The organism is Oceanospirillum multiglobuliferum (assembly GCF_900167095.1).
GTDB lineage: Bacteria > Pseudomonadota > Gammaproteobacteria > Pseudomonadales > Halomonadaceae > Oceanospirillum > Oceanospirillum multiglobuliferum.
The window spans coordinates 195,321-217,607 of the sequence record NZ_FUXG01000003.1 but is presented as its reverse complement, the minus strand read 5'-3'; the positions used below and the strand labels follow the sequence as shown (position 1 = coordinate 217,607).

At 46.2% G+C, this 22,287-nt stretch carries 22 protein-coding genes; 8 read left to right on the top strand and 14 right to left on the bottom strand.

The features are described 5' to 3' along the window. Positions 1–61: 61 nt before the first annotated feature. Entirely contained in the window at positions 62–682 is a 621-nt protein-coding gene (gene rlmE, locus B5D26_RS03630; RefSeq protein WP_078744330.1) for a 23S rRNA (uridine(2552)-2'-O)-methyltransferase RlmE, read from the top strand. Between the two features lie 7 nt (positions 683–689). On the opposite strand, the gene fdxA is transcribed toward rlmE, so the two are convergent. After that, positions 690–1,013, bottom strand: a complete 324-nt coding sequence (gene fdxA / locus B5D26_RS03625) for a ferredoxin FdxA (RefSeq protein ID WP_078744329.1) — start codon at positions 1,011–1,013, stop codon at positions 690–692. 184 nt (positions 1,014–1,197) lie between these two features. On the opposite strand from fdxA, the gene B5D26_RS03620 reads away from it, so the two are divergent. Next, entirely contained in the window at positions 1,198–2,805 is a 1,608-nt protein-coding gene (locus tag B5D26_RS03620) for an NAD(P)/FAD-dependent oxidoreductase (protein WP_078744328.1), read from the top strand. 57 nt (positions 2,806–2,862) lie between these two features. Here the strand turns inward: B5D26_RS03620 and B5D26_RS03615 are convergent, their stop codons facing one another. From B5D26_RS03615 to guaB, 5 genes are all read right to left on the bottom strand, one after another. Next, positions 2,863–3,885, bottom strand: coding sequence for an RES family NAD+ phosphorylase (locus B5D26_RS03615; protein WP_078744327.1), 1,023 nt, complete (start codon positions 3,883–3,885; stop codon positions 2,863–2,865). Positions 3,886–3,892: 7 nt separating this feature from the next. Further along, positions 3,893–4,828, bottom strand: coding sequence for a sce7725 family protein (locus B5D26_RS03610; RefSeq protein WP_078744326.1), 936 nt, complete (start codon positions 4,826–4,828; stop codon positions 3,893–3,895). 7 nt (positions 4,829–4,835) lie between these two features. Continuing rightward, complete coding sequence (locus B5D26_RS03605) at positions 4,836–5,726, bottom strand: sce7726 family protein (RefSeq protein WP_078744325.1); 891 nt, start codon at positions 5,724–5,726, stop codon at positions 4,836–4,838. 320 nt (positions 5,727–6,046) lie between these two features. Then, complete coding sequence (gene guaA / locus B5D26_RS03600) at positions 6,047–7,624, bottom strand: glutamine-hydrolyzing GMP synthase (RefSeq protein ID WP_078744324.1); 1,578 nt, start codon at positions 7,622–7,624, stop codon at positions 6,047–6,049. A 119-nt stretch (positions 7,625–7,743) separates the two neighbouring features. Next, entirely contained in the window at positions 7,744–9,213 is a 1,470-nt protein-coding gene (gene guaB / locus B5D26_RS03595; protein ID WP_078744323.1) for an IMP dehydrogenase, read from the bottom strand. A gap of 276 nt (positions 9,214–9,489) precedes the next feature. Here guaB and xseA point away from each other — a divergent pair, with 276 nt between their 5' ends. From xseA to B5D26_RS03580, 3 genes are all read left to right on the top strand, one after another. Continuing rightward, positions 9,490–10,974, top strand: a complete 1,485-nt coding sequence (xseA, locus tag B5D26_RS03590) for an exodeoxyribonuclease VII large subunit (protein WP_139776587.1) — start codon at positions 9,490–9,492, stop codon at positions 10,972–10,974. A gap of 46 nt (positions 10,975–11,020) precedes the next feature. After that, positions 11,021–11,947: a M23 family metallopeptidase gene (locus B5D26_RS03585; RefSeq protein ID WP_078744321.1), complete on the top strand. Its 927-nt coding sequence runs from the start codon at positions 11,021–11,023 to the stop codon at positions 11,945–11,947. A 136-nt stretch (positions 11,948–12,083) separates the two neighbouring features. Further along, on the top strand, positions 12,084–12,401 hold the full coding sequence (locus tag B5D26_RS03580; protein ID WP_078744320.1) for a hypothetical protein: 318 nt from the start codon (positions 12,084–12,086) through the stop codon (positions 12,399–12,401). Positions 12,402–12,509: 108 nt separating this feature from the next. Here B5D26_RS03580 and B5D26_RS03575 read toward each other — a convergent pair whose 3' ends face one another. After that, on the bottom strand, positions 12,510–12,872 hold the full coding sequence (locus B5D26_RS03575; RefSeq protein WP_234985180.1) for a chemotaxis protein CheW: 363 nt from the start codon (positions 12,870–12,872) through the stop codon (positions 12,510–12,512). 98 nt (positions 12,873–12,970) lie between these two features. Between B5D26_RS03575 and B5D26_RS03570 the strand changes: the two genes are divergently transcribed. Next, a complete protein-coding gene (locus B5D26_RS03570) occupies positions 12,971–13,582 on the top strand; it encodes an ACT domain-containing protein (RefSeq protein ID WP_078744318.1) in 612 nt (203 codons plus the stop codon). Between the two features lie 128 nt (positions 13,583–13,710). Here B5D26_RS03570 and cysN read toward each other — a convergent pair whose 3' ends face one another. From cysN to B5D26_RS03545, 5 genes are all read right to left on the bottom strand, one after another. After that, positions 13,711–15,132: a sulfate adenylyltransferase subunit CysN gene (gene cysN, locus B5D26_RS03565; RefSeq protein ID WP_078744317.1), complete on the bottom strand. Its 1,422-nt coding sequence runs from the start codon at positions 15,130–15,132 to the stop codon at positions 13,711–13,713. A gap of 85 nt (positions 15,133–15,217) precedes the next feature. Continuing rightward, positions 15,218–16,129 carry a sulfate adenylyltransferase subunit CysD gene (cysD, locus tag B5D26_RS03560; protein WP_078744316.1) on the bottom strand — a complete coding sequence of 304 codons (912 nt, stop codon included), beginning with the start codon at positions 16,127–16,129 and terminating at the stop codon, positions 15,218–15,220. Positions 16,130–16,360: 231 nt separating this feature from the next. After that, on the bottom strand, positions 16,361–17,143 hold the full coding sequence (locus tag B5D26_RS03555) for a metallophosphoesterase (protein ID WP_078744315.1): 783 nt from the start codon (positions 17,141–17,143) through the stop codon (positions 16,361–16,363). 55 nt (positions 17,144–17,198) lie between these two features. Further along, positions 17,199–17,663, bottom strand: a complete 465-nt coding sequence (locus B5D26_RS03550) for a DUF1249 domain-containing protein (RefSeq protein WP_078744314.1) — start codon at positions 17,661–17,663, stop codon at positions 17,199–17,201. 28 nt (positions 17,664–17,691) lie between these two features. After that, positions 17,692–18,327, bottom strand: a complete 636-nt coding sequence (locus B5D26_RS03545) for an NUDIX domain-containing protein (RefSeq protein ID WP_234985172.1) — start codon at positions 18,325–18,327, stop codon at positions 17,692–17,694. A gap of 252 nt (positions 18,328–18,579) precedes the next feature. Here B5D26_RS03545 and B5D26_RS03535 point away from each other — a divergent pair, with 252 nt between their 5' ends. After that, a complete protein-coding gene (locus tag B5D26_RS03535; RefSeq protein WP_078744312.1) occupies positions 18,580–20,214 on the top strand; it encodes a methyl-accepting chemotaxis protein in 1,635 nt (544 codons plus the stop codon). A gap of 94 nt (positions 20,215–20,308) precedes the next feature. Further along, positions 20,309–20,839 (top strand): transcription elongation factor GreB, encoded by a 531-nt coding sequence (gene greB, locus B5D26_RS03530; RefSeq protein WP_078744311.1) that lies wholly within the window; start codon positions 20,309–20,311, stop codon positions 20,837–20,839. Between the two features lie 67 nt (positions 20,840–20,906). Here the strand turns inward: greB and B5D26_RS03525 are convergent, their stop codons facing one another. Then, a complete protein-coding gene (locus B5D26_RS03525) occupies positions 20,907–21,110 on the bottom strand; it encodes a YgaP family membrane protein (protein WP_078744310.1) in 204 nt (67 codons plus the stop codon). 120 nt (positions 21,111–21,230) lie between these two features. Then, positions 21,231–22,241: a tRNA 5-methoxyuridine(34)/uridine 5-oxyacetic acid(34) synthase CmoB gene (gene cmoB / locus B5D26_RS03520; RefSeq protein ID WP_078744309.1), complete on the bottom strand. Its 1,011-nt coding sequence runs from the start codon at positions 22,239–22,241 to the stop codon at positions 21,231–21,233. Between the last annotated feature and the right edge of the window lie 46 nt (positions 22,242–22,287).

The following is a 22,287-nucleotide window of genomic DNA, read 5'->3' as shown; positions in this document are numbered from 1 at the left end:
TTTGCAATTCAAAGGCGAAAGTTTACAATAAGTGCCGTTTTAGCGACAGCAGACTCCCCTCATGGCCCGATCAAAAACTAGTCAGAAATGGCTGGACGAACATGTTAACGATCCTTATGTAAAAAAAGCTCAGATGGACGGCTATCGTTCACGCGCCAGCTATAAGCTGATCGAGATTAACGAAAAAGACAAACTGTACCGATCCGGCAGTGTCGTGATGGATCTCGGCTCAGCCCCCGGTGGCTGGTCACAGGTCGTTGCACCTGTTGTGGGCGAGTCTGGGCGCGTGATCGCCTCAGACATTTTGCCAATGGATGGGTTAGACGGTGTCACTTTCATTCAGGGCGACTTTACCGACGAAGCGGTCTATGAAGAGATTATCCAAGCACTAGAGGGTGATCAGGTGGATACAGTGATCTCTGACATGGCACCCAATATGAGCGGTGTAAACACTACCGATCAGTACGCGTCGATGTATCTGGTCGAGCTGGCACTGGATATGGCGCGCAACGTATTAAAGCCCGGCGGTAGCTTCTGCGCCAAGGTCTTCCAAGGGGTGGGGTATGAAGAATACGTGAAAGATGTACGCAGCTCTTTTGACAAAGTGATCGTACGTAAGCCAGCAGCCTCTCGTCCACGTTCAAGAGAAGTCTATCTGGTTGGTAAAGGTTTCAAAGGCTGAGCGCTCATTAGCGCTCAAGCAAATGCAGCTTATCCGCCACCCCATTCCACTCATCCGCATCGGCAAGCGGTGCCTTCAATTGAGTGATGTTAGGCCACACCTGAGACAACTCTGCATTTAATGTAATGTACGGTGTTTGTTCAGGTGGCAACTCTATATCTTGAAAAATGGCATCTGCTGGGCATTCCGGCAGACACAAGCCACAATCGATACAGATCACTGGATCGATAACCAAAAAGTTAGGCCCCTCAAAAAAAGCATCTACGGGACAAACCGCGACACAATCGGTGTACTTGCATCGAATGCAATTGTCAGTGACTACAAAGGCCATTGCGGGCTAATACCTCCATCATTCTGTGTGGGCGGCAAGTGTAAAGTAGCTTATTCAAAACTCAAGTTTTTTGCACCGGAATCCCTTTAACAGGGCAGTTTACCTACCTAAAGCATAGCAACTGATTTAGAATGTTCTGCTTGCCTTTGGCACCGCCCTGCAAAGTAAACGAGTACTTTTAATTATGTTGCGTTTAACCGATATCAAACTTCCCCTGAATCATGATGAACAGGCGCTGGAACAGGCCATTTTGCGTAAGCTGGCCATCAAAAAACAGCAGCTCCAAGCCTTTACGATATTCCGAAGGGGTTACGACGCACGTAACAAAAGAGATATTCAACTGATCTACACCTTAGACGTAGAGGTGACGGGCGAAGCCGAACTGTTAGCTCAGGATTCAAGCGTAAGAGCAACGCCCGACATGACCTACAAGTTTGTCGCCCAAGCCCCTAGCGACTTAGCAGAACGCCCAGTGGTAGTGGGTCTTGGCCCTTGCGGCTTATTTGCTGCACTTATTCTGGCACAAATGGGCTTTAAACCCATTGTACTGGAGCGCGGTAAAGCAGTACGAGAACGTACCAAAGACACCTTCGGTTTCTGGCGCAAACAACCGCTTAACCCTGAGTCTAATGTACAGTTCGGTGAAGGCGGAGCAGGCACCTTTTCCGATGGCAAACTTTACAGCCAAGTCAAAGACCCCAAACACTATGGGCGCAAAGTACTGCATGAGTTTGTGGCTGCAGGCGCTCCAGAAGAGATCATGTATGTCAGCAAACCCCATATCGGCACCTTTAGGTTGGTCAATATGGTGGAGAAGATGCGCCAACAGATTATTGATCTGGGTGGTGAAGTTCGTTTCAGCACTCGCGTTGAAAAACTCGACCTCGAACCACTGGCAGAAGGCTACAAACTGAAAGGTTTACATCTATCAACGGGGGAATACCTCAGTTGCTCCAAGATGGTCTTGGCCGTAGGCCACAGCGCCCGCGACACCTTTCAGGCTTTGTATGATCAAGGCGTCTACATTGAAGCCAAGCCCTTCTCTGTCGGGTTCCGAATTGAACATGAGCAAAGCATGATTGACCGCTGCCGCTTTGGCGACAATGCAGGCCATCCTATTTTGGGTGCAGCAGATTATAAGTTGGTACATCACTGCAAAAATGGTCGCAGCGTGTACAGCTTCTGTATGTGCCCCGGTGGCACCGTGGTTGCCGCCACCTCTGAAGAGGGTCGCGTGGTCACCAACGGCATGAGTCAATACTCCCGTAATGAGCGCAACGCCAACAGCGCCATTGTCGTGGGCATCGATCCAGAAAGAGACTATCCGGGTCACCCACTGGCGGGCATCGACCTACAGCGTCGATTAGAAGAGCAAGCGTTCAAAGCAGGCGGCGAAAACTACCATGCACCCGCTCAACTGATTGGCGATTTTCTATCTGGCAAACCAAGCGCAGAACTGGGCGAGGTTCAACCCTCATACACACCGGGCATCACACTGACCGATCTGAGCAAAGTGGTACCTGATTTTGTAACAGCAGCCATCCGTGAAGCCATTCCCGCATTCGACCGGCAGATCAAAGGCTTTGCTAAACCCGACGGATTACTGACTGGCGTTGAAACCCGCACCTCATCCCCTGTTTGCATCAAACGTGGCAAAGACTATCAGAGCATCAACGTACAAGGTTTGTATCCCGCAGGTGAGGGCGCAGGCTACGCGGGTGGTATTTGGTCAGCGGGCATCGACGGCATTCGCGTCGCAGAAGCACTGGCGTTGGCTTATTTAGAAGATTAAGACAGACAACAAAAAGCCCGCGATTAAGCGCGGGCTTTAGAGATGATAGACCTACATTTACATCTCTTTTACCTTAACAGATACTCTATCCACATTGTAGGTGGTCAACTGGCCACCTGTGGCCTGATCTGGATTGAATAAAGCAAGATTAATCCCCTCACTAACAGAGCTGCGATAAACAACTCCATCAAATCCTTTCTTTTTAATAAACTCACACAAGTATTGACTGGGTATATAGTCTATAGCGGCACCTGAGGGCTGAACAGGTCTTGTCAGCTCTTCCCCTAAACGCTCTAGAAAAGGCAAATCAGCTCGCAACTGAGCTATTTTTCCTGCATCATCCAACATGAAGGGAGAAACAAATTCACGTGGGTTACGCAAATCTACAGCTTTAATTTCTGGAATATCAAAAATGGCTACGGAAGCAACCTCACCTGTATGCGGCCTGACTTCTGCAACAGCCGTCTCAGGTATAGAGCCCAAATAGAGGTAAGGAATACCAGCAGGGTTTGCACGACCATTTGAAGAACGTCTCTTAGGTGGAGCACCCATTTCATCTATTTTAAAAGCTCTACCCTCAGACTGGATTCTAGCTCGATACCAACGTAACGGTAGCTCTTTCGCTATTAGCATATCGAGAAGATCCTCGAGGTTATCTTGATCGATTGTTACATCAAGAAACCAACGATTTGTGTACATCATCTCGTCTCGCAGTCTGTCCCATTTGAGCAGAGCATCACTACTGTAACGAGTAGAAGGCTCAAACGTGCGACGAACTATTTCACCATCATTAAGAATGTCACTCAGTAGTTCTTTTGCATGAGCGATGTCCATACGGTGATGGCTAAATATCAACCAATCATCTTTCATCCACTCAACTAATGTTTTTCCATCAGGACTTGGTTCATAAACATTCACCAGAAGTTCAAAATATATAGCTAAACTAGCAGGAGCAACTAGAAAGGTATTATCTGTCCCACAATAATCACAAGTTCCTTCTTTTGGTTCCAATGTCGGAAATACCCCATCCCGCAAAAAACGATCGCCAAAACATTCAGGGCAACAGAAATGCTTAGCCATAACTACCTCACTTCAAATAGTCGGCAAGCGTTTCGATATGATGCTTCATCGAAAGCTTTTTTACATAGCCTAAACCGGGAAAATGCCCTTTGGCATGAAGAGCTTTAAACTCCTCAATTGCCTTACCTTCGAAAATCCCTGAGGTGCCACTCTCGAGTTTACTGATTAACTTATTAAGTGCTTGGCCAAACTTGCCAGCAGGGTCTGTTGGGGTATCTTTTGTATCTGAAACAAAATGATAAATGTACATCACGTCATCCTTTTCGCGATCTATAAATGTTAAGTGAATTGCGACGGCGTATGCTGGGCCGCCACCCTCAGTATATGCATCCCCAACCATCAAAAAATCCCCAAATCCACTCATTCCTAGATCTGAATAGGTTGCATGAACCTCGGAAAAAACTTCAACTTCGGGATAATCTGCATTGCGTTGGCGGTTGAAGCCATCGCGAATCAGAATACGCTTACTTCTACCGAAATGCTTTCTGTATAATAGCTTTGCATAGTCGTCTATAAAGATATTTGTCAGCTCTGGCATTCGTGTTTCTAATTTAGCCGCCAAAGCCTTTGGCTCAGTAAAACCTGCATGAACTAGAACAGGATTATGGGATTGATGCTGTTCAAAGCAATGCAGGGCATCATCTACCGTCATACCATTGCGTAGTAGGATTCCTGCAGATATTTTCTCAGAATCAGAAAACTCATCTTCAAGAAAACAGGATATATTAGCGCCATCATCTTGATGATCCCCATGGTAAGGATTAACTATTACTATTGCCCCTCCATCTGCGTCATGAATCGCGCCTAGCGCCTTTTTCAAGCCATTAAATGACTCACGAACAGGCTCTATAATCGGTATAAAATGATTTTCAGCCAAAAGCGGAGCCATTTCACGAATCGTTATGAGTTCAAATTGCTTTCCACGAAAATATGGGTAGTACATACGTCGATTAACTCCATGTCATTGCCGCATGTAGCGGGGTTTCTGTAGCATCGATAAGTTTTGATTGATCAGAGCGACGTACAGATATTGATAGCGCAGCTGTTTGTAAGGATTTTGGCAGACTTTCGACAAAATCATTAAGAGATGCAAGGTCTCGAGTCCGCTTTAGCGTTTTTACCATTTCAAAGTGCAAAGTAGCAGGATCAAGCTCAGAAAATAGCTTACGTAATACTGCATACCGCTGCGTATTAGGCACATCAGGAACCCCAACCCCTAAACTCTCAAGGATTGAGGTACTTTCAGTTATACGCAAAGAGTCAAATACAGTACTAGGGCAGATCCTTTCGGGACAACTCTTAGCCTCACGTATCGTTTTAATTTGATAACGCTTAGTCAGGCACATAACTCCAACATCTTCTGGTACAGTTTCAAGGATACCATCGATGTGACCTTCATTAGATATGACATTAACTTTTGCAAACACACGTTTGTAATTCGCTACTTGATTTTCAAGGCGGGCAAGAGAGTCTCTCTCAGACTTTATCTCATAAACAGTTGCAGTACCGTTTAAAATAACAATATCTGCCTTACAGCCACCTGCTCGAAACTCATTAAGCATTGAGGCCGTACGAAGAGAATGAGTTCCAAGAAGAACTTTATGACTTACAGCTGCCCGATATATGTATTCGTCACGATGCCCTGCAACTTTCAGTATATTAAACGCAAAATCAAACGCTTCACCAACCGTTGCATTTAGCCCAATGTGGTCAACTAATCCTGCTTCTTTAAGCAAGCGAGAGAACAAAGCTGACTGCCCCCTCTTCGCCATCTCTCTAAAAACAGCAGCAGAAAAAAACCTAGTCAGAGCAGAAAGCTGAGTTACACTATCGATCTTCATTTAGATACCAGACAAACGCCTTTACACCACATATATCATCACCGAGAAGACCATCTAATTTTTTAAGCCTACGCTCAAGATAATCTGTACATTTTAAATCACATCGAGATTTGGCTGGGATACTAGCACCCACATTGAATTGAGGCGATGAAAAAGCACTCCCTGATTTCAATCGACTCATATTATTGAACTTTAGACCATTACAACCTACATGCCCTTATACAACAATCTTTAATACTTCTAATTAAGAAATAACACCAAAAACAAAAAGCCCGCGATTAAGCGGGCTTTGAGCGTTTATCTTGCTTAAAAACGTCGAATCATTCCCACTCAATGGTCGCTGGTGGCTTGCTAGACACATCGTAAGCGACACGAGAAATACCGCTGATCTCGTTGATGATACGGTTAGACACTTTCTCTAACAGCTCATAAGGCAGGTGCGCCCAACGTGCGGTCATAAAGTCGATGGTTTCAACGGCACGCAGTGAAACAACCCACTCGTAACGACGACCATCGCCCACAACACCAACCGATTTAACTGGCAGGAAGACCACAAACGCCTGACTGGTTTTGTGATACCAACCAAAGTTGTGCAACTCTTCTAGGAAGATGGCATCGGCTTCACGCAGGATGTCAGCATATTCTTTTTTCACTTCACCTAGAATACGCACGCCCAAACCTGGACCTGGGAATGGGTGGCGATACACCATGTCGTACGGCAAACCCAGCTCCAAACCAATTTTGCGTACTTCGTCTTTGAACAACTCACGCAATGGCTCAACCAAGGCCATTTTCATATCGTCAGGCAGGCCGCCTACGTTATGGTGCGATTTGATCACATGAGCTTTGCCAGTCTTAGCAGCGGCTGATTCAATCACATCAGGGTAGATGGTGCCTTGTGCAAGGAAGTTTACATCCTTCAGCTTGGTGGCTTCTGCATCGAAGACTTCGATGAAGGTGTTACCGATAATTTTGCGTTTCTGCTCTGGATCAGAAACCCCTGCTAATTTGCCTAGGAACAGTTCCTCTGCATCGGCACGGATCACTTTGACGCCCATGTTCTTCGCGAACATGTCCATCACCATGTCGCCTTCGTTTTTGCGCAACAAGCCGTTATCCACAAATACGCAGGTCAGTTGATCGCCAATCGCTTTATGCAATAGAGCAGCAACAACAGAAGAATCCACACCGCCTGACAAGCCTAGCAAAACTTTCTGGTCGCCTACTTGCTCGCGTACACGGGCAATTTGGTCTTCGATAATGTTGGCCGCAGTCCATAGCGCTTCACAGCCACAGATGTCCATTAGGAAGTGTTCTAGTAAACGACCACCTTGAAGCGTGTGTGTCACTTCTGGGTGAAACTGTACACCAAAGAAGTTTTTCTCAGCATGGAACATCCCTGCAATGGCGCAGCTTGGTGTTGATGCCATCAGCTCAAAGCCTTCCGGCATTTTGGTGACTTTATCACCATGGCTCATCCACACATCGAGCAATGCTTTGCCATCGGCATCAACATGGTCTTTAACCGCTTTGGTCAGGGCATTGTCTGCTTCAATTTTGACCTGTGCATAACCAAATTCACGAATGTCTGAGCCTTGAACTTTACCGCCCATCTGTTCAGCCATCGTTTGCATGCCGTAACAGATGCCCAGTACTGGCAGTCCCATTGTGAATACGCACTCTGGCGCGCGTGGAGAATCTGCTTCTGTGACAGACTCAGGGCCACCCGCCAAAATAATACCTTTAGGGTTATATTCGCGAATCTCTGCTTCGCTCATATCAAAGGCACGAATCTCACTGTATACGCCCAGTTCACGTACACGACGTGCAATCAGTTGCGTATATTGAGATCCAAAATCCAAAATCAGGACTTTCTGAGCATGAATATCTTGGCTCATTGTTTTACCAACCCGTTATCAAGTGACGACCAGTCTGAAAGCTCAGACTGCATAAACAAAACTGCTAATTTAGAACGCAAAGTGGGGCATAAAGCCCCACTTTTTAACTAACGCTAAGCCTAGCCCACACGATAGTTAGGCGCTTCTTTTGTGATCTGCACGTCATGGACATGAGACTCACGCATACCTGCGCCAGTGATTTGCACAAAGGTCGGCTTCGTACGCATCTGTTGAATATCACGGCTACCAGTGTAACCCATTGAAGAGCGTAAACCGCCCATCAACTGATGTACAATCGCTGTCATTGAGCCTTTGTAAGGCACTCGACCTTCGATACCTTCCGGCACTAACTTCTCAACACCGGCATTTTTATCTTGGAAATAGCGGTCGCTAGAACCTTGAGACTGAGACATCGCGCCTAAAGAACCCATGCCACGATACGCTTTATAAGAGCGACCTTGATACAGTTCAATTTCACCCGGCGCTTCTTCTGTACCCGCCAGCAGACCACCCACCATGATTACGCTTGCACCTGCAACAATCGCTTTGGCTAAGTCACCAGAGAAACGCACGCCACCATCCGCGATTAGCGGGATGTCATACTTTTCCAACGCCGCAGAGACGTTCGCAATAGCAGAAATCTGTGGAACACCTACACCAGCAACGATACGAGTGGTGCAGATAGAGCCTGGGCCGATACCTACTTTAACGGCATCTGCACCTGCTTCAGCCAGTGCGATAGCCGCTTCAGCTGTTGCAATGTTGCCGCCAATCACTTGTACCTGTGGGAAGTTTTCTTTCACCCAGCGTACACGGTCAATCACGCCTTTTGAGTGTCCGTGAGCAGTATCAACCACGATCACATCCACGCCAGCTTCAACCAGTGCGGTGACACGATCAGGGGTTTCTGGCCCTGTACCCACTGCTGCGCCCACGCGTAAACGACCATCTTCGTCTTTACAAGCGTTCGGATAAGTACGCGCTTTTTCAATATCCTTAACTGTTACCAAACCTTTCAAGTGGAACTCTTTGTCTACCACTAGAATTTTTTCTACACGGTGTTGGTGCAGTTTGGTTTTGATTTCATCTAAAGAAGTACCTTCTAGCACTGTCACCAACTTATCTTTCGGCGTCATAATGCTAGCCACTGAATCATTCAGATTCGGCTGAAAACGTACATCACGACTGGTCACAATACCGACCAGTTCTTCACCTGAAACCACAGGCATACCAGAGAAACGTGTGTCGCGCGTCAATTCCATTAATTCACTAACAGTGGTTTCTGGAGTCACTGTAACAGGGTCTTTAACAATCACGCTTTCGTATTTTTTCACCTGACGCACTTGCTGAGCTTGCTGCGTAATGGTCATGTTTTTGTGAATAATACCGATGCCGCCTTCCTGCGCCATAGCGATTGCCAGACGTGCTTCTGTTACTGTATCCATCGCCGCAGAAACCAGCGGGATATTCAGAGAGATGCCACGGGTGATTCGTGTTTTCAGGTTAACGTCGTTCGGAAGAACATCAGAGTAACCTGGAACCAGCAAAACATCATCAAAGGTGAGTGCTTCTTGAGCAATACGTAACATATTCTGCGAGCCTGCTGAAGAGAGAGTATAGAATGAAGATTAACCTAACATTTTATCGTAAGAGTCTTTTTTCGTAAACATTAACAATCACCTCATTTCACACTTTAGTCGGTCTATCTACTGGTGATTTCCGCTTAAAAACTTATTTCTTAAGCTAAACTCTAGTGGCTTGCGCTGAAAATGACAGCCACTCAACTTGTTAAAGCAATCTGTCAGCCTACTGCTCACAACCTAAGTCAGTGATAAGATAAACCCTTTTGATGATTTGGATCGATAATGCAGCCTGCCTCTCCCTCCCTATCAAATATTGGCCGCCCAGTTTTAACCGTTACCCAGCTAAATCAAAAAGCGCGTCAATTATTGGAGGGGCAGTTCTCGCTCGTCATCGTTGAAGGCGAAATTTCCAACTTAAGCATACCCAGCTCTGGACACTTATATTTCAGTTTAAAAGACGAACAGTCTCAGGTGCGCTGCGCGTTGTTTCGCAATCGCGCGCAACTGTTGGCGTTCAAACCTCAGAATGGCGACAAGGTGCAGTTGTACGCAAAAGCGAGTTTATTCGAGGGACGCGGAGACTTTCAGCTGATTGCCGAAACCATGGAGCAACAAGGTAGAGGGGCACTGATACGGGCTTTTGAGGCTCTAAAGTTTCGCTTACAAAGCGAAGGTCTATTTGAAACCAAGCACAAACAAGCACTACCACCTATCCCCAACACTATAGGCGTGATTACTTCAACAACTGGAGCCGCTATCCAAGATATTTTGACGGTATTGGAGCGTCGTTTTCCACTTGCAGAAATCATCATCTACCCCACATTAGTGCAAGGCAGTGAAGCACCAAATACTATCGCCCGCGCTATTGAGTTAGCCAACTTGCATGACCAGGCAGATTTATTGATTGTTGGCCGTGGCGGTGGCAGCCTAGAAGACCTATGGGCATTTAACGATGAGCGTGTTGCCCGTGCAATATTTGCCAGCTTTATCCCCATTGTCAGCGCTATAGGACACGAAACAGATACCACAATTGCCGACTATGTTGCCGACTTAAGAGCGCCTACACCTTCAGCTGCCGCAGAACTGATTAGCCCAGATTTGGAGCAATGGTTAAACTGGCTGACGCAGGCAGAAAAGCGACTGATAAAAGTTAACACCCAACTTCTTATTCAACAGCAACAGCGTTTAGATTATTTAGAGCAGCGTTTTAAACAGAACATCAAGCAGCTTGAACAACAGAAGCAGCAGCTTGTTTATACCGAGCAGCGTTTACATCGAGCTTTGGCACAACAAATCCAGCAGTATCACCATCGGTTAAGTAAACTAGAGCTAAAACTGCGCCACCCGCAAACGCAGCTAAATCAACAGCACAGCACGCTCAAGCAATTAAGTCAGCGCTTAGAGCAAGCGTTCCAACAACAGATGCATCGGCAACAAGCCCAATTTTCAGATTTGAGTGCGCGCCTATGGCGAGCATCGCCAGTTAAGCCACTCAATCAACAACAGCAAAAACTAGCCAAACTGCATCAAAGCCTACAGCGCGGTATACGCCAGCAACTGCTGCAACAAGAACAAAAATTAGCCCAAATTGGACAGCAATTACAGATCGTGAGTCCTTTAGCCACACTTTCAAGAGGTTATGCCATTGTTCAGGATGACGAACAACAGATTATTCGCCATTATCAACAGGTAAAGCTTGGTGATACCATCAACATTCGGCTAGCTGACGGTGAATTGGTCAGCGTTGTACAAGCGCAAAAGCCCTAAGCCGTTATTGATCTATCGGGCACGGATATTCAAACAGGGGAACACTATGCCATCTGCCACTCTGTCAGCCACTAAAGCAGATCTATTTAAACGCGCCAGCACCCTGAGCCTGCTGAGCTTATCTCTCGCTTTTAGCAGCTTTTCTTCAGCTGATTTCAGCCCGAAAGCAAATCCGGTGCCGGGTGGCGTTGCAGTAATCGAACTACCAAATAGCATTGGCGAAGGTACGCCAGAGATTTATTTTCAAGGCCAGAGAGTTTTCACCATGAGTCGCGCACAAAATAAGCGCAGTGATGAGCGTCGCGTGACATGGGTAGGCCTGCCTCTTAGTCTAAATGCAGGCAAGCACAGCCTTGATATCCATCAGCCAGGCGGGCGAATTCGCAATGTATTTTTAGAGGTTCGCGCGCCAGAAAAACCTCAACAAAAACACATTATCAGCCGAACTCCTCTGCAAAAAGATTTGACACCCGCTCAGCAACAGCGAATTCAGCAAGAGAAAAATAAAATACAAAGCTTCTTACAACGTTGGAGCGGTAACCCACCAGATAACAGAGTTTTTTTACGCCCCACTGAAGGTAGTGTGAGCCAAGGCTTTGGAGAGCAAAGGTTCTATAACGGAGAAGAAGTCTACAGCCACACGGGTGTTGATATGTCAGGCCAGCGCGTATTTGCGCCCGCAGATGGTACGGTTGTCTTAATTGACGATCTATTTTACCAAGGCAAGCATGTCATTATTGATCATGGACAAGGTCTTATTACCCAGTACAGCCACTTGCAAGCAATCAACGTGCGTATAAGAGAAGGTCAAAAAATACGCCGCGGTGAAGAGATTGGCAAAGTTGGTAATACAGGGCGTCACATCGAAGGCATGCGATTTGCTCAACCAATTAAAACACCACATCTACACTGGAGCGTCAGCCTCAATGGCACCTATGTTGATCCAGAATTATTTCTTATAAAGACACAATAAGAAGTCATATAAATATCACTGACAAAGATGAAGAATGCAGACTACACTGATAGTGAGACCTAATATTAATATTAATGTTATAGAATATAACGACGATCACCCGACCATTTGTTAGAGCCGAAGAAGGATTTACAGGATGAAAACAGTTGTTGACGCGTGGAGCGAGCTTTATAAAAACCCTTTAGCCCCTTGGAGTGGCCTGCCACAACAATGGACAGAAGAAGTTGAAAAGCTAATGGAAATTGAATTTGCAGCGGTACAGCAGTACAACCATCTTTGGCTGTCTATGCTCAATAGCTGCGCACAGGCAGAGTCTAGCGACGACTTGCAAGCTTGCAGCACTCAATATGCTGAAACCTTAGCACAGCAGCACAAACTCTTTCTTGATCATATCGGCAAGCGCCAAAAATTACTGCAAGATTGGCGTGAACATATCAGCGAAGTAATCCGCTAAATATGCACTTAATAGGTGTTAATCAAAACTAGCCTAGCCAACAGTAGCAAGTCACCTCAATGCCCATCTGGGCATTGAGTTTTTTTTTATACTCGTTCTTAGATTAAGTTACATCTGGCCGGCAACTTGTTCACAATGGGGCAAGAAATTTGCCACTATCAACAACTGCCCTCCATGATTGATCGTTCCTTGAATAATGTTGTCCACATCATAATTAGGCGGCAACTCAATATTGCTTGGCTCAAAGTTCACAATAGCTTCCACACTGTCAACTACGATGCCACACACACCATTGCAGGTCTCTATAGAAATAATTTTAGACGCCTCTATGAGATCATATTCTGGTAAGTTCATCAGCCTACGAGCAGAGATAACCGTTAACACTTCACCACGAACATTCAAAATACCCTGTACCTCAAAAGTCGCTCCCGGAACTGAAGAGGGCTCCTGAAAATGAAGCACCTCTTTAATACTGCTTACAGGGTGTGCATATTTTTCACCTGCCAGACAAAAACTGACCCATTGGTCGCACCAACTATGATGTTGCAGATCAGCTGGCTAACTTAGGTATGGAGGCGATTCATCCCAAAGCAGCAAAAGGTCTACGTCAGCAACGTTTACCACTGCGAGTAATGAATACCTTTGAGCCTGATCACTCAGGCACCTTAATCACAGCAGATTATGTCAGTGAAAAACCTTCGGTAGAAATTATCGCAGGACGCCAAAACGTCTATGCACTTGAATTTTTTGATCAAGATATGATGGGAAATATGAGTCGTTATGGCCGTGAGCTTTTAGGCATTATTGAACGCTTCAAAGTGCCGTTGATCTCCAAAGATAACAATGCGAACACCCTAACACATTACTTAGCAGCCAACCTGAAGACAATCAAACGCATTCAAAGTGCTATTCAAGCACTCTTCCCAAACTGTGAAATGAGTTTGAAAAAAGTCTCTATCGTTTCGGCCATTGGTAGCGACATGAAAGTTCCCGGTATTTTAGCAAGCACAGTAAACGCACTAGCTGAGGCTAATATCAGCGTGTTAGCTATCCAGCAATCCATGCGCCAAGTTGATATTCAGTTTATTGTCTCTGATGATGATTACGACCTAGCAGTACAAAGCCTGCATTGCAGCCTGATTGAAGTACACAATCATGGTGAAGCGATCTGTGCGGCTTAATCTGCTTTGACAATAGGGTAGGTACTCTCTTTACCCTATTAAAGCAGCCAACAGCGCACAAAAAAGCCGCTGCACACCTATTTAGAAAGGCGTACAGCGGCTTAATTAGTATCGTTCTTCGTTGAGTACTACTTTAACAGTGCACTCAGGTCTTTCGCTTCCCAATGAGGGAAATGCTTACGGATCAAGCCGTTCAGCTCTAACTCAAAGGCACTGATTGGGCCAGCTGCGGTTTGAGCCCCTTGTTCGGCAGCCGCGTCGATCATACCTGCGCCAACGGTAATGTTGTTCAGGCGATCAATCACAATAAAGCTACCTGTAAAGCGGCTGTTGCGATATGCATCAAAAACCACAGGCTCTGTCAGTTCAACTTTAACTTGAGCAATGCCATTAAGCGCCAACTCAGTAGCAGGCGAGTGCTCTAGTGTGTTCACATCAATTTGATGATCAATTTCAGTCACATAACCACTGGTAAAGTCTGTACCCACTTTGAAGCTATACTGCTTACCCAGTTGCAATGGCTGCTCGTGCATCCACACCATGTGTGCCGTAAACGTATTGCTGACAGTGGCTTCTTTGCCCGTTTCCACCAACATATCACCGCGAGAAATATCAATTTCATCGTTTAAGGTGATAGTCACCGCTTGGCCTGCTTGCGCTTGCTCTAACTCACCATCAAAAGTGACGATAGATTTTACAGTACTGGTTTTGCCTGAAGGCAATGCGGTGATCTGCTGACCTTTACGCACAGTACCCGCTGCAACGGTGCCGCAGTAACCACGGAAATTCAGGTTGGGGCGGTTCACATATTGCACAGGGAAACGTAGCGCTTCCAAAGGAATATCGTGGCTCAGTTCAACGTTTTCCAGAATTTCCATCAGTGGCGCACCTTTGTACCAAGGCATCAGCTCACTGTTGTTCACAACGTTTTCGCCTTTTAGCGCTGACACTGGCACAAAGCGCACATCAGGTAGATCTAAATCTTTAGAGAACGCTTGGTAGTCCGCTACGATTTCATTAAAACGAGCTTCGCTATACTCCGCCAAATCCATTTTGTTGATCGCAACCACAACGTGTTTGATCCCCAATAGCGACACAATAAAGCTGTGACGTTTGGTTTGGGTTAACACGCCATAACGCGCATCAATTAGGATAATCGCCAAAGACGCTGTTGACGCCCCTGTCGCCATGTTGCGCGTGTACTGCTCATGCCCCGGCGTATCCGCGATGATGAACTTACGCTTTTCTGTTGAGAAATAGCGGTAGGCCACGTCAATGGTAATGCCTTGCTCACGCTCAGACTGCAAGCCATCCACCAGCAATGCTAGGTCGATCTCTTCACCTGTGGTGCCGCTTTTCTTGCTGTCTTTGCTCAATGCAGCAAGCTGATCTTCATAGATCATTTTGGAGTCGTGCAGCAAACGGCCAATCAGCGTACTTTTACCATCATCCACGCTACCGCAGGTGATAAAGCGCAGTAGGTCTTTCTGTTCGTGTTGCTTGAGATACTCTTCAATATCTTCCGCGATTAAATCGGACTGGTGAGACATTTTTGTTCCTCGTAACTTTTAGGGGAGTGCTCGCACTTGGCTCAGCACCCGCCTTAAATCTGGTTTTGATCAAGCGAAACGCGGCTTAGAAATAACCTTCGCGTTTTTTCTCTTCCATCGAACCTGTGCCGTCGTGATCAATCACACGACCTTGACGCTCAGAGGTCGTGGTCAGCAACATCTCTTGGATAATCTCAGGCAAAGTCGCCGCCGTAGATTCCACCGCACCTGTAAGCGGGTAACAACCCAAGGTACGGAAACGCACAGAACGCATCTGTGGTTTTTCATTTTCTTTCAATGGCAAACGCTCATCATCAACCATGATCAAAGTGCCATCACGCTCCACCACTGGACGCTCTGCGGAGTAATAAAGCGGTACAATCGGGATAGACTCTAGATAGATATATTGCCAAATATCCAGCTCCGTCCAGTTTGACAGCGGGAATACACGGATCGACTCGCCCTTATTCACTTTGCCATTGAATAGATTCCACAGCTCTGGACGTTGGCTTTTTGGGTCCCAACGGTGAAATTTGTCACGGAAAGAATACACACGCTCTTTTGCCCGTGATTTTTCTTCATCACGACGCGCACCGCCAAAAGCCGCATCAAACTTGTATTTGTTTAAGGCTTGCTTTAAGCCTTCTGTTTTCATCACATCCGTATATTTACGGCTACCATGATCAAAAGGATTGATACCTGCCGCACGACCCTCTTCATTGGTGTGTACAATCAGGTCCATACCCGCTTCAGCCGCCATTTTATCGCGGAACTCGATCATTTCGCGGAATTTCCATGTGGTGTCCACATGCATCAGCGGGAATGGCGGCGTACCGGGGTAAAAAGCCTTGCGCGCCAGATGCAACATCACAGCGGAATCTTTACCAATGGAGTACAGCATCACAGGGTTATCAAACTCTGCGGCAACTTCCCGAATAATATGGATGCTCTCAGCTTCCAGTTGTTTCAGGTGCGTAAGGCGCTCTGGCGATATCATCGTTGTGATCCACTCCTGCAATATAAATAAGTTCGTCTGGCAACAGCTTTGCCACCAGCACTGAAAAATTAGCGGCTATTCTCAAGCAAGACCTCTTCTGAGCCAATTGGCCAGAGGTCAAAGCGGACGCAATAACCAGAATGAGCGTAGTTAAAACGGATTTTTTAATTACGTCAAATTATTTAAAATCATTGATTGATAACAAAAAAGAATATGCAACAAGATCAAGCACTAGGCTGTTAAGCGTTTTACCTCGGTGAAAAACCCGCCATCAGTTTCAAGCTGAATGATGCGATAACCGGCCTTTTGCTCATCCAGCTCAAAATCATTCACAGCGGCTTTAAACTGAATACTGGTAGCAGGCGTAGTGAGTAAAGTTAAGCCATCACGAATGACTTGTTGCGCTTGATGCACATGCCCACATAACACCAGTTTGACAGTAGGCTGTTGGCTTAAGGTCTGCCATAACCAACCCGAGTCTCGCAGTGGAATCTGATCAATACCTTGAATATTGTCGTCACCTTCTTGAGTCGAATGATGCAACTCACCTAAACGCCCCGCGCCAACCAATAAAGGATGGTGATGCACCGCAACCAGAATAGGCTTTGCCCGCTGCTGCTGAAGAACCTGTTGAATCAATACCCGTTGCGCTTGGTCTAACACGCCGTGTGGTTGGCCAGACTGGCTATTCAATAATAAAAAGCACCAATCTTTACACAGCACCAAAAACTCAATGGGGTGCAACGACTGCATCAAGTCAACACGGTCATGATTACCGGGCAACCAATACCAAGGCACACCGGTGGCCTGCATGGTTTGGTACAAGCGCTCGTAACTCTCTAATGACTCATCTTGGCTGAGATCCCCTGTTAAAAGGAAAAGATCAGGCCAGCCTGATTGTTCAATCTCCGCCAAGATCGCCAGAAAATTATGCCAAGGTTGCTGGCCTTTAAAGTCGGCCTCGGGATCTGCCAACAAATGCAGATCAGTCAGTTGTATCAATTTAAGGGACATAAAATGCTCAAGAAACCTCAACCTGTAGAACGAACCCTTGAGTTGAGGCGTAACATTATTGAGGAAGGGCAACAGGGGCTACGCTGTGCCCATACTGTTGAAGATGGGCCAGCCACTCACCTAAAAACAAGTTGATTTGTAGTTTTTCGTCTGGTTGACGCATTTTCGGATTAGGATACAAATAGCGCCCTTCAAAATGGCGCTGCTTTTGATAGCCCACCACCTCAGCCATGCGTGCATCGTGATATAAACGCACCGACAGCTCAGGCTGGTCTAACCACTCACCCCAAGGATCTTGCTGATAGATACGCAATAACGTGGTGTAACGGCTGCGCTCGGTCACATTGATATTGAGCACACCAAGATCAACCGATTCATCACTGATCGCAAATTGCCAATGTTCGCACCGTTCTAAATCAGGCAATAAACGCATCAGGCGCAAATAGTTAGCGTCACACTCCGCCATCTGACGCTTTAATTCCGCTACATAGTTTTTCTTTCGACGCGCTACAAATAACATACACTTCTCCAGCTGCCCCATTCACGGGTCAGGTTGGTTTGAACTTTTGCTGCAAACGGCCTCGATTCAGCTGCAACCATTGCAAGGCAATAATCGCCATCGCATTATTGATAGCCCCCTCAGAAAGCGCAGCAATGGCTTCAGTATAACTCACCAGCTGTACACGAATATCTTCTTGCTCGTGATCTAAGCCGTAAACACCTTCTGTTACTTGCGTACTGTCGATGATACCCAAAAACAGATCAATCTGCTCATCTGTACCACCAGGACTAACCCAGTATTTAAATAGATGCTCAAGAGCTTCTATTGTACAGCCTGCTTCCTCTTGTGCTTCACGCTGTACGACAGACTCTAAACTTTCGCCCGCCTCTGTCATACCCGCTACCATTTCAAACTGCCAAGGGCTTTGGCTCTGATCATAAAGCGCACCGGGACGGAACTGTTCAACCAATAATAATTGATCTGTACGCGGGTCAAACAACAACACGCCTACAGCATCGCCACGTACAAAGACCTCTCGTGAAAACTCACCGCTCCAGCCACCATCAAACTGCTTTTGCTTTAAGCGCAGTTTTTCTAGTTTAAAAAAGCCTTGAAACACCGTTTGGCGGCTTACAATTTCAACATCCGTTTGATGGTAGGTCGGTTTTAAAATTGAACGCAAAATAAGCTCCAAAAAATATTCAAAATAAAGGCACAATGTCATCAAGCTGTGGTCGATATAGCATACCCATCACTTTATACTCAAAAATCAATCCACTTTTCGTTAAAAGATTACAAAAAGGTGATGCTATATTGATAGTTTTTTGAACAAGATCAATGTGCAGAAAGGTTAAGCACATCATAGTGCTACCTTTTAACGGCATTTCTAATAAAAACAACAAAGAAGTCACCTGACTTTTTAGGATGAATACTCATGTACTCTCTGTTAGGCAACATTAAGATTAAATATAAGCTGTGGGTAATCATTGGCTTAATGGCGATGGGCACAGCAATACTAATTAGCGTGTCGCTAATGTCTCTAAAAGAGAACCTATTAGAAGACCGTAAACAAAAAACCAAACACGTTGTTGAGACCGTTTACAGTTTTTTAGCGTACTACCACGAGCAAGAAACAAGTGGGCTACTGAGCAAAGACGCCGCTCAAGATGCAGCCAAGCGTGCTATTGAGAAGCTGCGCTATGACAAAGACGAGTATTTCTGGCTCAACGATATGCAGTCAGTCGTCATCATGCACCCTATTAAGCCCTCTTTAAATGGCAAAAACCTAAAAGACCTGCAAGACGCCAACGGCAAACGTATCTTCACTGAATTCGTGAATGTAGTACGCAATCATGGAGAAGGCTATGTGGATTACCTATGGCCTAAACCGGGTCATGAACAACCGCAAGCAAAAATCTCTTACGTGAAAGGCTTTAGCCCTTGGGGCTGGGTTGTGGGTAACGGCATTTATCTGAACGATATGGATGATATTTTCTGGAAAACCTTAGTGCAATATTCCATCACCGTAGGCATGTTAACCCTGCTGATTGGTGGTTTAGCACTCTTTATTATCCATATCATCACCATACAAGTGACCACCCTGAAAAACACTATGGTGGCGGTAAAGGATTCTGGTGATTTACGTTCAAGAGTCGATATCACCTCAAAAGATGAGCTGGGTGATATGGCAGGCGCATTCAACCACATGATGGATAAGTTCCAAGACATCGTAAACTCGGTGGGTCAATCAACCAATCAACTAACCACTGCAATTGGGCAGATGACCAGCGTAACGGATACCACTATAGAGGGCGTATCACGCCAGCGTTCTGAAACCGAACAAAGTGCCGCAGCTATGAATGAGATGGCAGCCTCAGCGCAGCAAACCGCAGAGATTGCAGAACAGGCCAATGCCGCCACACGCAACGCTCACGCACAAACCGAGCGCGGTTTACAAATTGTGGCAGATGCCACGCGCAGCATTAGCGAACTTGCTCAAGATGTGCAGCAAGCCAGCAGCGTAATCAACCAGCTTGAAGACCATACCGCTAAAATCGAAAGCATCTTAGATGTGATTGGTGGCATCTCTGAACAAACTAACCTTCTAGCTTTAAATGCTGCCATTGAAGCCGCTCGTGCAGGTGAACAGGGTCGAGGCTTTGCGGTAGTGGCTGATGAAGTGCGCCAGCTAGCACAGCGCTCCGCGCAATCAACGCAGCAGATTCAAGAGATGATTCACGAGCTGCAAAGTCGTTCAAAAGTTGCAGTAGAGGCAATGAACACCAGCCGAGAGAAAGCAGAGGCGACGGTAACTAAAGCTGAAGATGCAGGCCAGTCCTTCCGAACAATTGCAGGTTCAATGGAAGAGATCAGCTCACTGAATGCTCAAATCATGCACGCCGCAGAAGAGCAAAGTAACGTTGCAGGAGAGATGAGCCAAAGCTTAGTTTCAATCGCCAATGTGTCAGAGGAAACCGAACAAGGCACCAGCTTGATTCAAGCTTCTGGCCGAGAGTTAACCCGAAATGCACAAAGCTTAGACAGCTTAATCAAACAGTTCCGCACCTAAAATTAACGGACTAAAACTAAAAGGGCGGTCTTGGCACCGCCCTTATTTATTAGTCATGCAAAAATTTGAATCACTCTAAAAGGCTAAACGCGCTATGAAAGGTCGTAATATGCAGCGTTGGCGCGATCCTAAAAAAGATCCCCGCAACGAACATAAAACCAATCTTATCACCCCTGAGGGTTACGCCAAGCTTCAACAAGAGCGCGATTACTTATGGAAGGTTCGTCACCCAGAGCTGGCGCAAAAAGTACAAGAAGCAGCCGCTCAAGGCGATCGCAGCGAAAATGCAGACTACACCTACAACAAACAGTTATTAAACAAGACCCTTGGTCGAATTCGTTTTTTAGACAAACGCCTTGAAGCACTGACGGTTGTCGATCAAAAACCCAGCGATCAAAGTAAAATTTTCTTTTCTGCGTGGGTCGCACTTGAACATGAAGAGGGCGATGAACGTACAATACGTATCGTCGGCCCAGATGAAACGGATCCAAACCAAGGTTTGATCAACATTGACTCACCTTTAGCCCGCGCACTTTTGGGCAAAACGGTTGATGATGAAGTTGTGGTGCAAGCACCGGAAGGGCCACAGATTTATTATGTTTTAGACGTGCGATACTTGCGCTAAAAGCCGAGCAGAAGGACAAGCAGAAGCGGATACTTGGAGGCACTTGGCCTCCAAGCGGAACAGCGTTTTACTTCAAAGCACAACCGACTGGAATACCCATCTTGGCGAAAATCTTAGCCGCAGGGCAAAAGCCTGTAAACGCAGACTGAATCAGATTCACACCAATAAAAGCGGTAAACCAGAAGAAGTTAGGGTGCACAAATTGAGTCAGCACAACACTTAACAAAATCATGCTACCTGCAAAAACAAACATTATACGATCAATATTCATAACAACCTCTTGGGGAATCAATCACCTATCTCTGGCTGCTATAATATTAGAAAAAACTTAATAAAAGAAATATTAGTTTATTCTAAAAAGAATAAGCTTATTCCATTTTTTCTAGTTTGATCAATGATAAGGCCGCTCGGCCAATACCACTGCACGCTTAGGTGCGGGATAACCTTCCACCGTTTTACTCTGATCCTTGGGATCAAGGAAATCGACCAACGAGTGAAACGTCATCCACTCGGTGCTGCGCTGTTCATCTAAGGTTGTGGTTGAGATATCCACAACGCGCACATTAACAAAACCGCATTTTTTCAACCAAAGCACCAAAGCGTCTGGACTAGGCAAAAACCACACGTTGTTCATCATGGCGTAGCGATCTGCGGGCACTAGCACTTGATTTTCATCGCCGTCAATCACCAAGGTTTCTAACACCAGCTCTCCCCCAGGGCGCAGGGCGGCTTTGAGTTGATACAGGTGATCCATCGGGCTTGGGCGGTGATACAACACCCCCATCGAAAACACTGTGTCAAAATAGTCTAGGTTAGCGGGTACATCCTCAATACCCACAGGCAGATGGAACACTTTATTGCCATCGGCCAATCCCATCAAACGTCGTAACAGTTGAAACTGCATATGAAAGCGCGGCGAAGGATCAATACCCACCACCATACGCGCACCAGCTCCCGCCATGCGCCAGCAGTGATAACCGCTACCGCAGCCTACATCCAAGATACGACGATTATGCAGCGGGGCGATAAATTCACAAAGTCGATCCCACTTCCAGTCTGAGCGCCATTCCGTGTTGATATAGGTGCCATGCAGTTGAAAAGGCCCTTTACGCCACGGCATCAGCTTTTTGAATAGGTTGCGATATTTGGCTTGTTCAGAGTCCGGTAACGCGGGGGTTGTTTCAATCGAAACTGCGCTTTGATCTAAAGCGATATTGATCTGATAGCCTTGCTCGGCAAGCTGCTCCACTGTTGGAAACTTTTCCAACACGCGCTGCCAGCCAGCAAGATCCGCATAACGCTTCACATCTAAACCTGCATCAAGCTGTTCAGGTACAAGCGCCAACCAGCGGGTTAAACCTTCTTCGGCAAATTTTTGATAAAGCGGTGCATAATTCAACATGGGTCAACTCTATTGAGCACAAACGGTAAACCGTGATTTAAAAACA

Excerpts from the sequence above, each read along its gene's own strand:
- cmoB (WP_078744309.1), bottom strand. The coding sequence starts at position 22,241 with ATGTTGAATTATGCACCGCTTTATCAAAAATTTGCCGAAGAAGGTTTA.
- greB (WP_078744311.1), top strand. The coding sequence starts at position 20,309 with ATGAAAGGTCGTAATATGCAGCGTTGGCGCGATCCTAAAAAAGATCCC.
- guaA (WP_078744324.1), bottom strand. The coding sequence starts at position 7,624 with ATGAGCCAAGATATTCATGCTCAGAAAGTCCTGATTTTGGATTTTGGA.
- B5D26_RS03580 (WP_078744320.1), top strand. The coding sequence starts at position 12,084 with ATGAAAACAGTTGTTGACGCGTGGAGCGAGCTTTATAAAAACCCTTTA.
- B5D26_RS03585 (WP_078744321.1), top strand. The coding sequence starts at position 11,021 with ATGCCATCTGCCACTCTGTCAGCCACTAAAGCAGATCTATTTAAACGC.
- B5D26_RS03570 (WP_078744318.1), top strand. The coding sequence starts at position 12,971 with ATGGAGGCGATTCATCCCAAAGCAGCAAAAGGTCTACGTCAGCAACGT.
- cysD (WP_078744316.1), bottom strand. The coding sequence starts at position 16,129 with ATGATATCGCCAGAGCGCCTTACGCACCTGAAACAACTGGAAGCTGAG.
- B5D26_RS03550 (WP_078744314.1), bottom strand. The coding sequence starts at position 17,663 with ATGTTATTTGTAGCGCGTCGAAAGAAAAACTATGTAGCGGAATTAAAG.
- B5D26_RS03610 (WP_078744326.1), bottom strand. The coding sequence starts at position 4,828 with ATGTACTACCCATATTTTCGTGGAAAGCAATTTGAACTCATAACGATT.
- B5D26_RS03620 (WP_078744328.1), top strand. The coding sequence starts at position 1,198 with ATGTTGCGTTTAACCGATATCAAACTTCCCCTGAATCATGATGAACAG.
- xseA (WP_139776587.1), top strand. The coding sequence starts at position 9,490 with ATGCAGCCTGCCTCTCCCTCCCTATCAAATATTGGCCGCCCAGTTTTA.
- B5D26_RS03555 (WP_078744315.1), bottom strand. The coding sequence starts at position 17,143 with ATGTCCCTTAAATTGATACAACTGACTGATCTGCATTTGTTGGCAGAT.
- cysN (WP_078744317.1), bottom strand. The coding sequence starts at position 15,132 with ATGTCTCACCAGTCCGATTTAATCGCGGAAGATATTGAAGAGTATCTC.
- fdxA (WP_078744329.1), bottom strand. The coding sequence starts at position 1,013 with ATGGCCTTTGTAGTCACTGACAATTGCATTCGATGCAAGTACACCGAT.
- rlmE (WP_078744330.1), top strand. The coding sequence starts at position 62 with ATGGCCCGATCAAAAACTAGTCAGAAATGGCTGGACGAACATGTTAAC.
- B5D26_RS03605 (WP_078744325.1), bottom strand. The coding sequence starts at position 5,726 with ATGAAGATCGATAGTGTAACTCAGCTTTCTGCTCTGACTAGGTTTTTT.
- guaB (WP_078744323.1), bottom strand. The coding sequence starts at position 9,213 with ATGTTACGTATTGCTCAAGAAGCACTCACCTTTGATGATGTTTTGCTG.
- B5D26_RS03525 (WP_078744310.1), bottom strand. The coding sequence starts at position 21,110 with ATGAATATTGATCGTATAATGTTTGTTTTTGCAGGTAGCATGATTTTG.
- B5D26_RS03615 (WP_078744327.1), bottom strand. The coding sequence starts at position 3,885 with ATGGCTAAGCATTTCTGTTGCCCTGAATGTTTTGGCGATCGTTTTTTG.
- B5D26_RS03535 (WP_078744312.1), top strand. The coding sequence starts at position 18,580 with ATGTACTCTCTGTTAGGCAACATTAAGATTAAATATAAGCTGTGGGTA.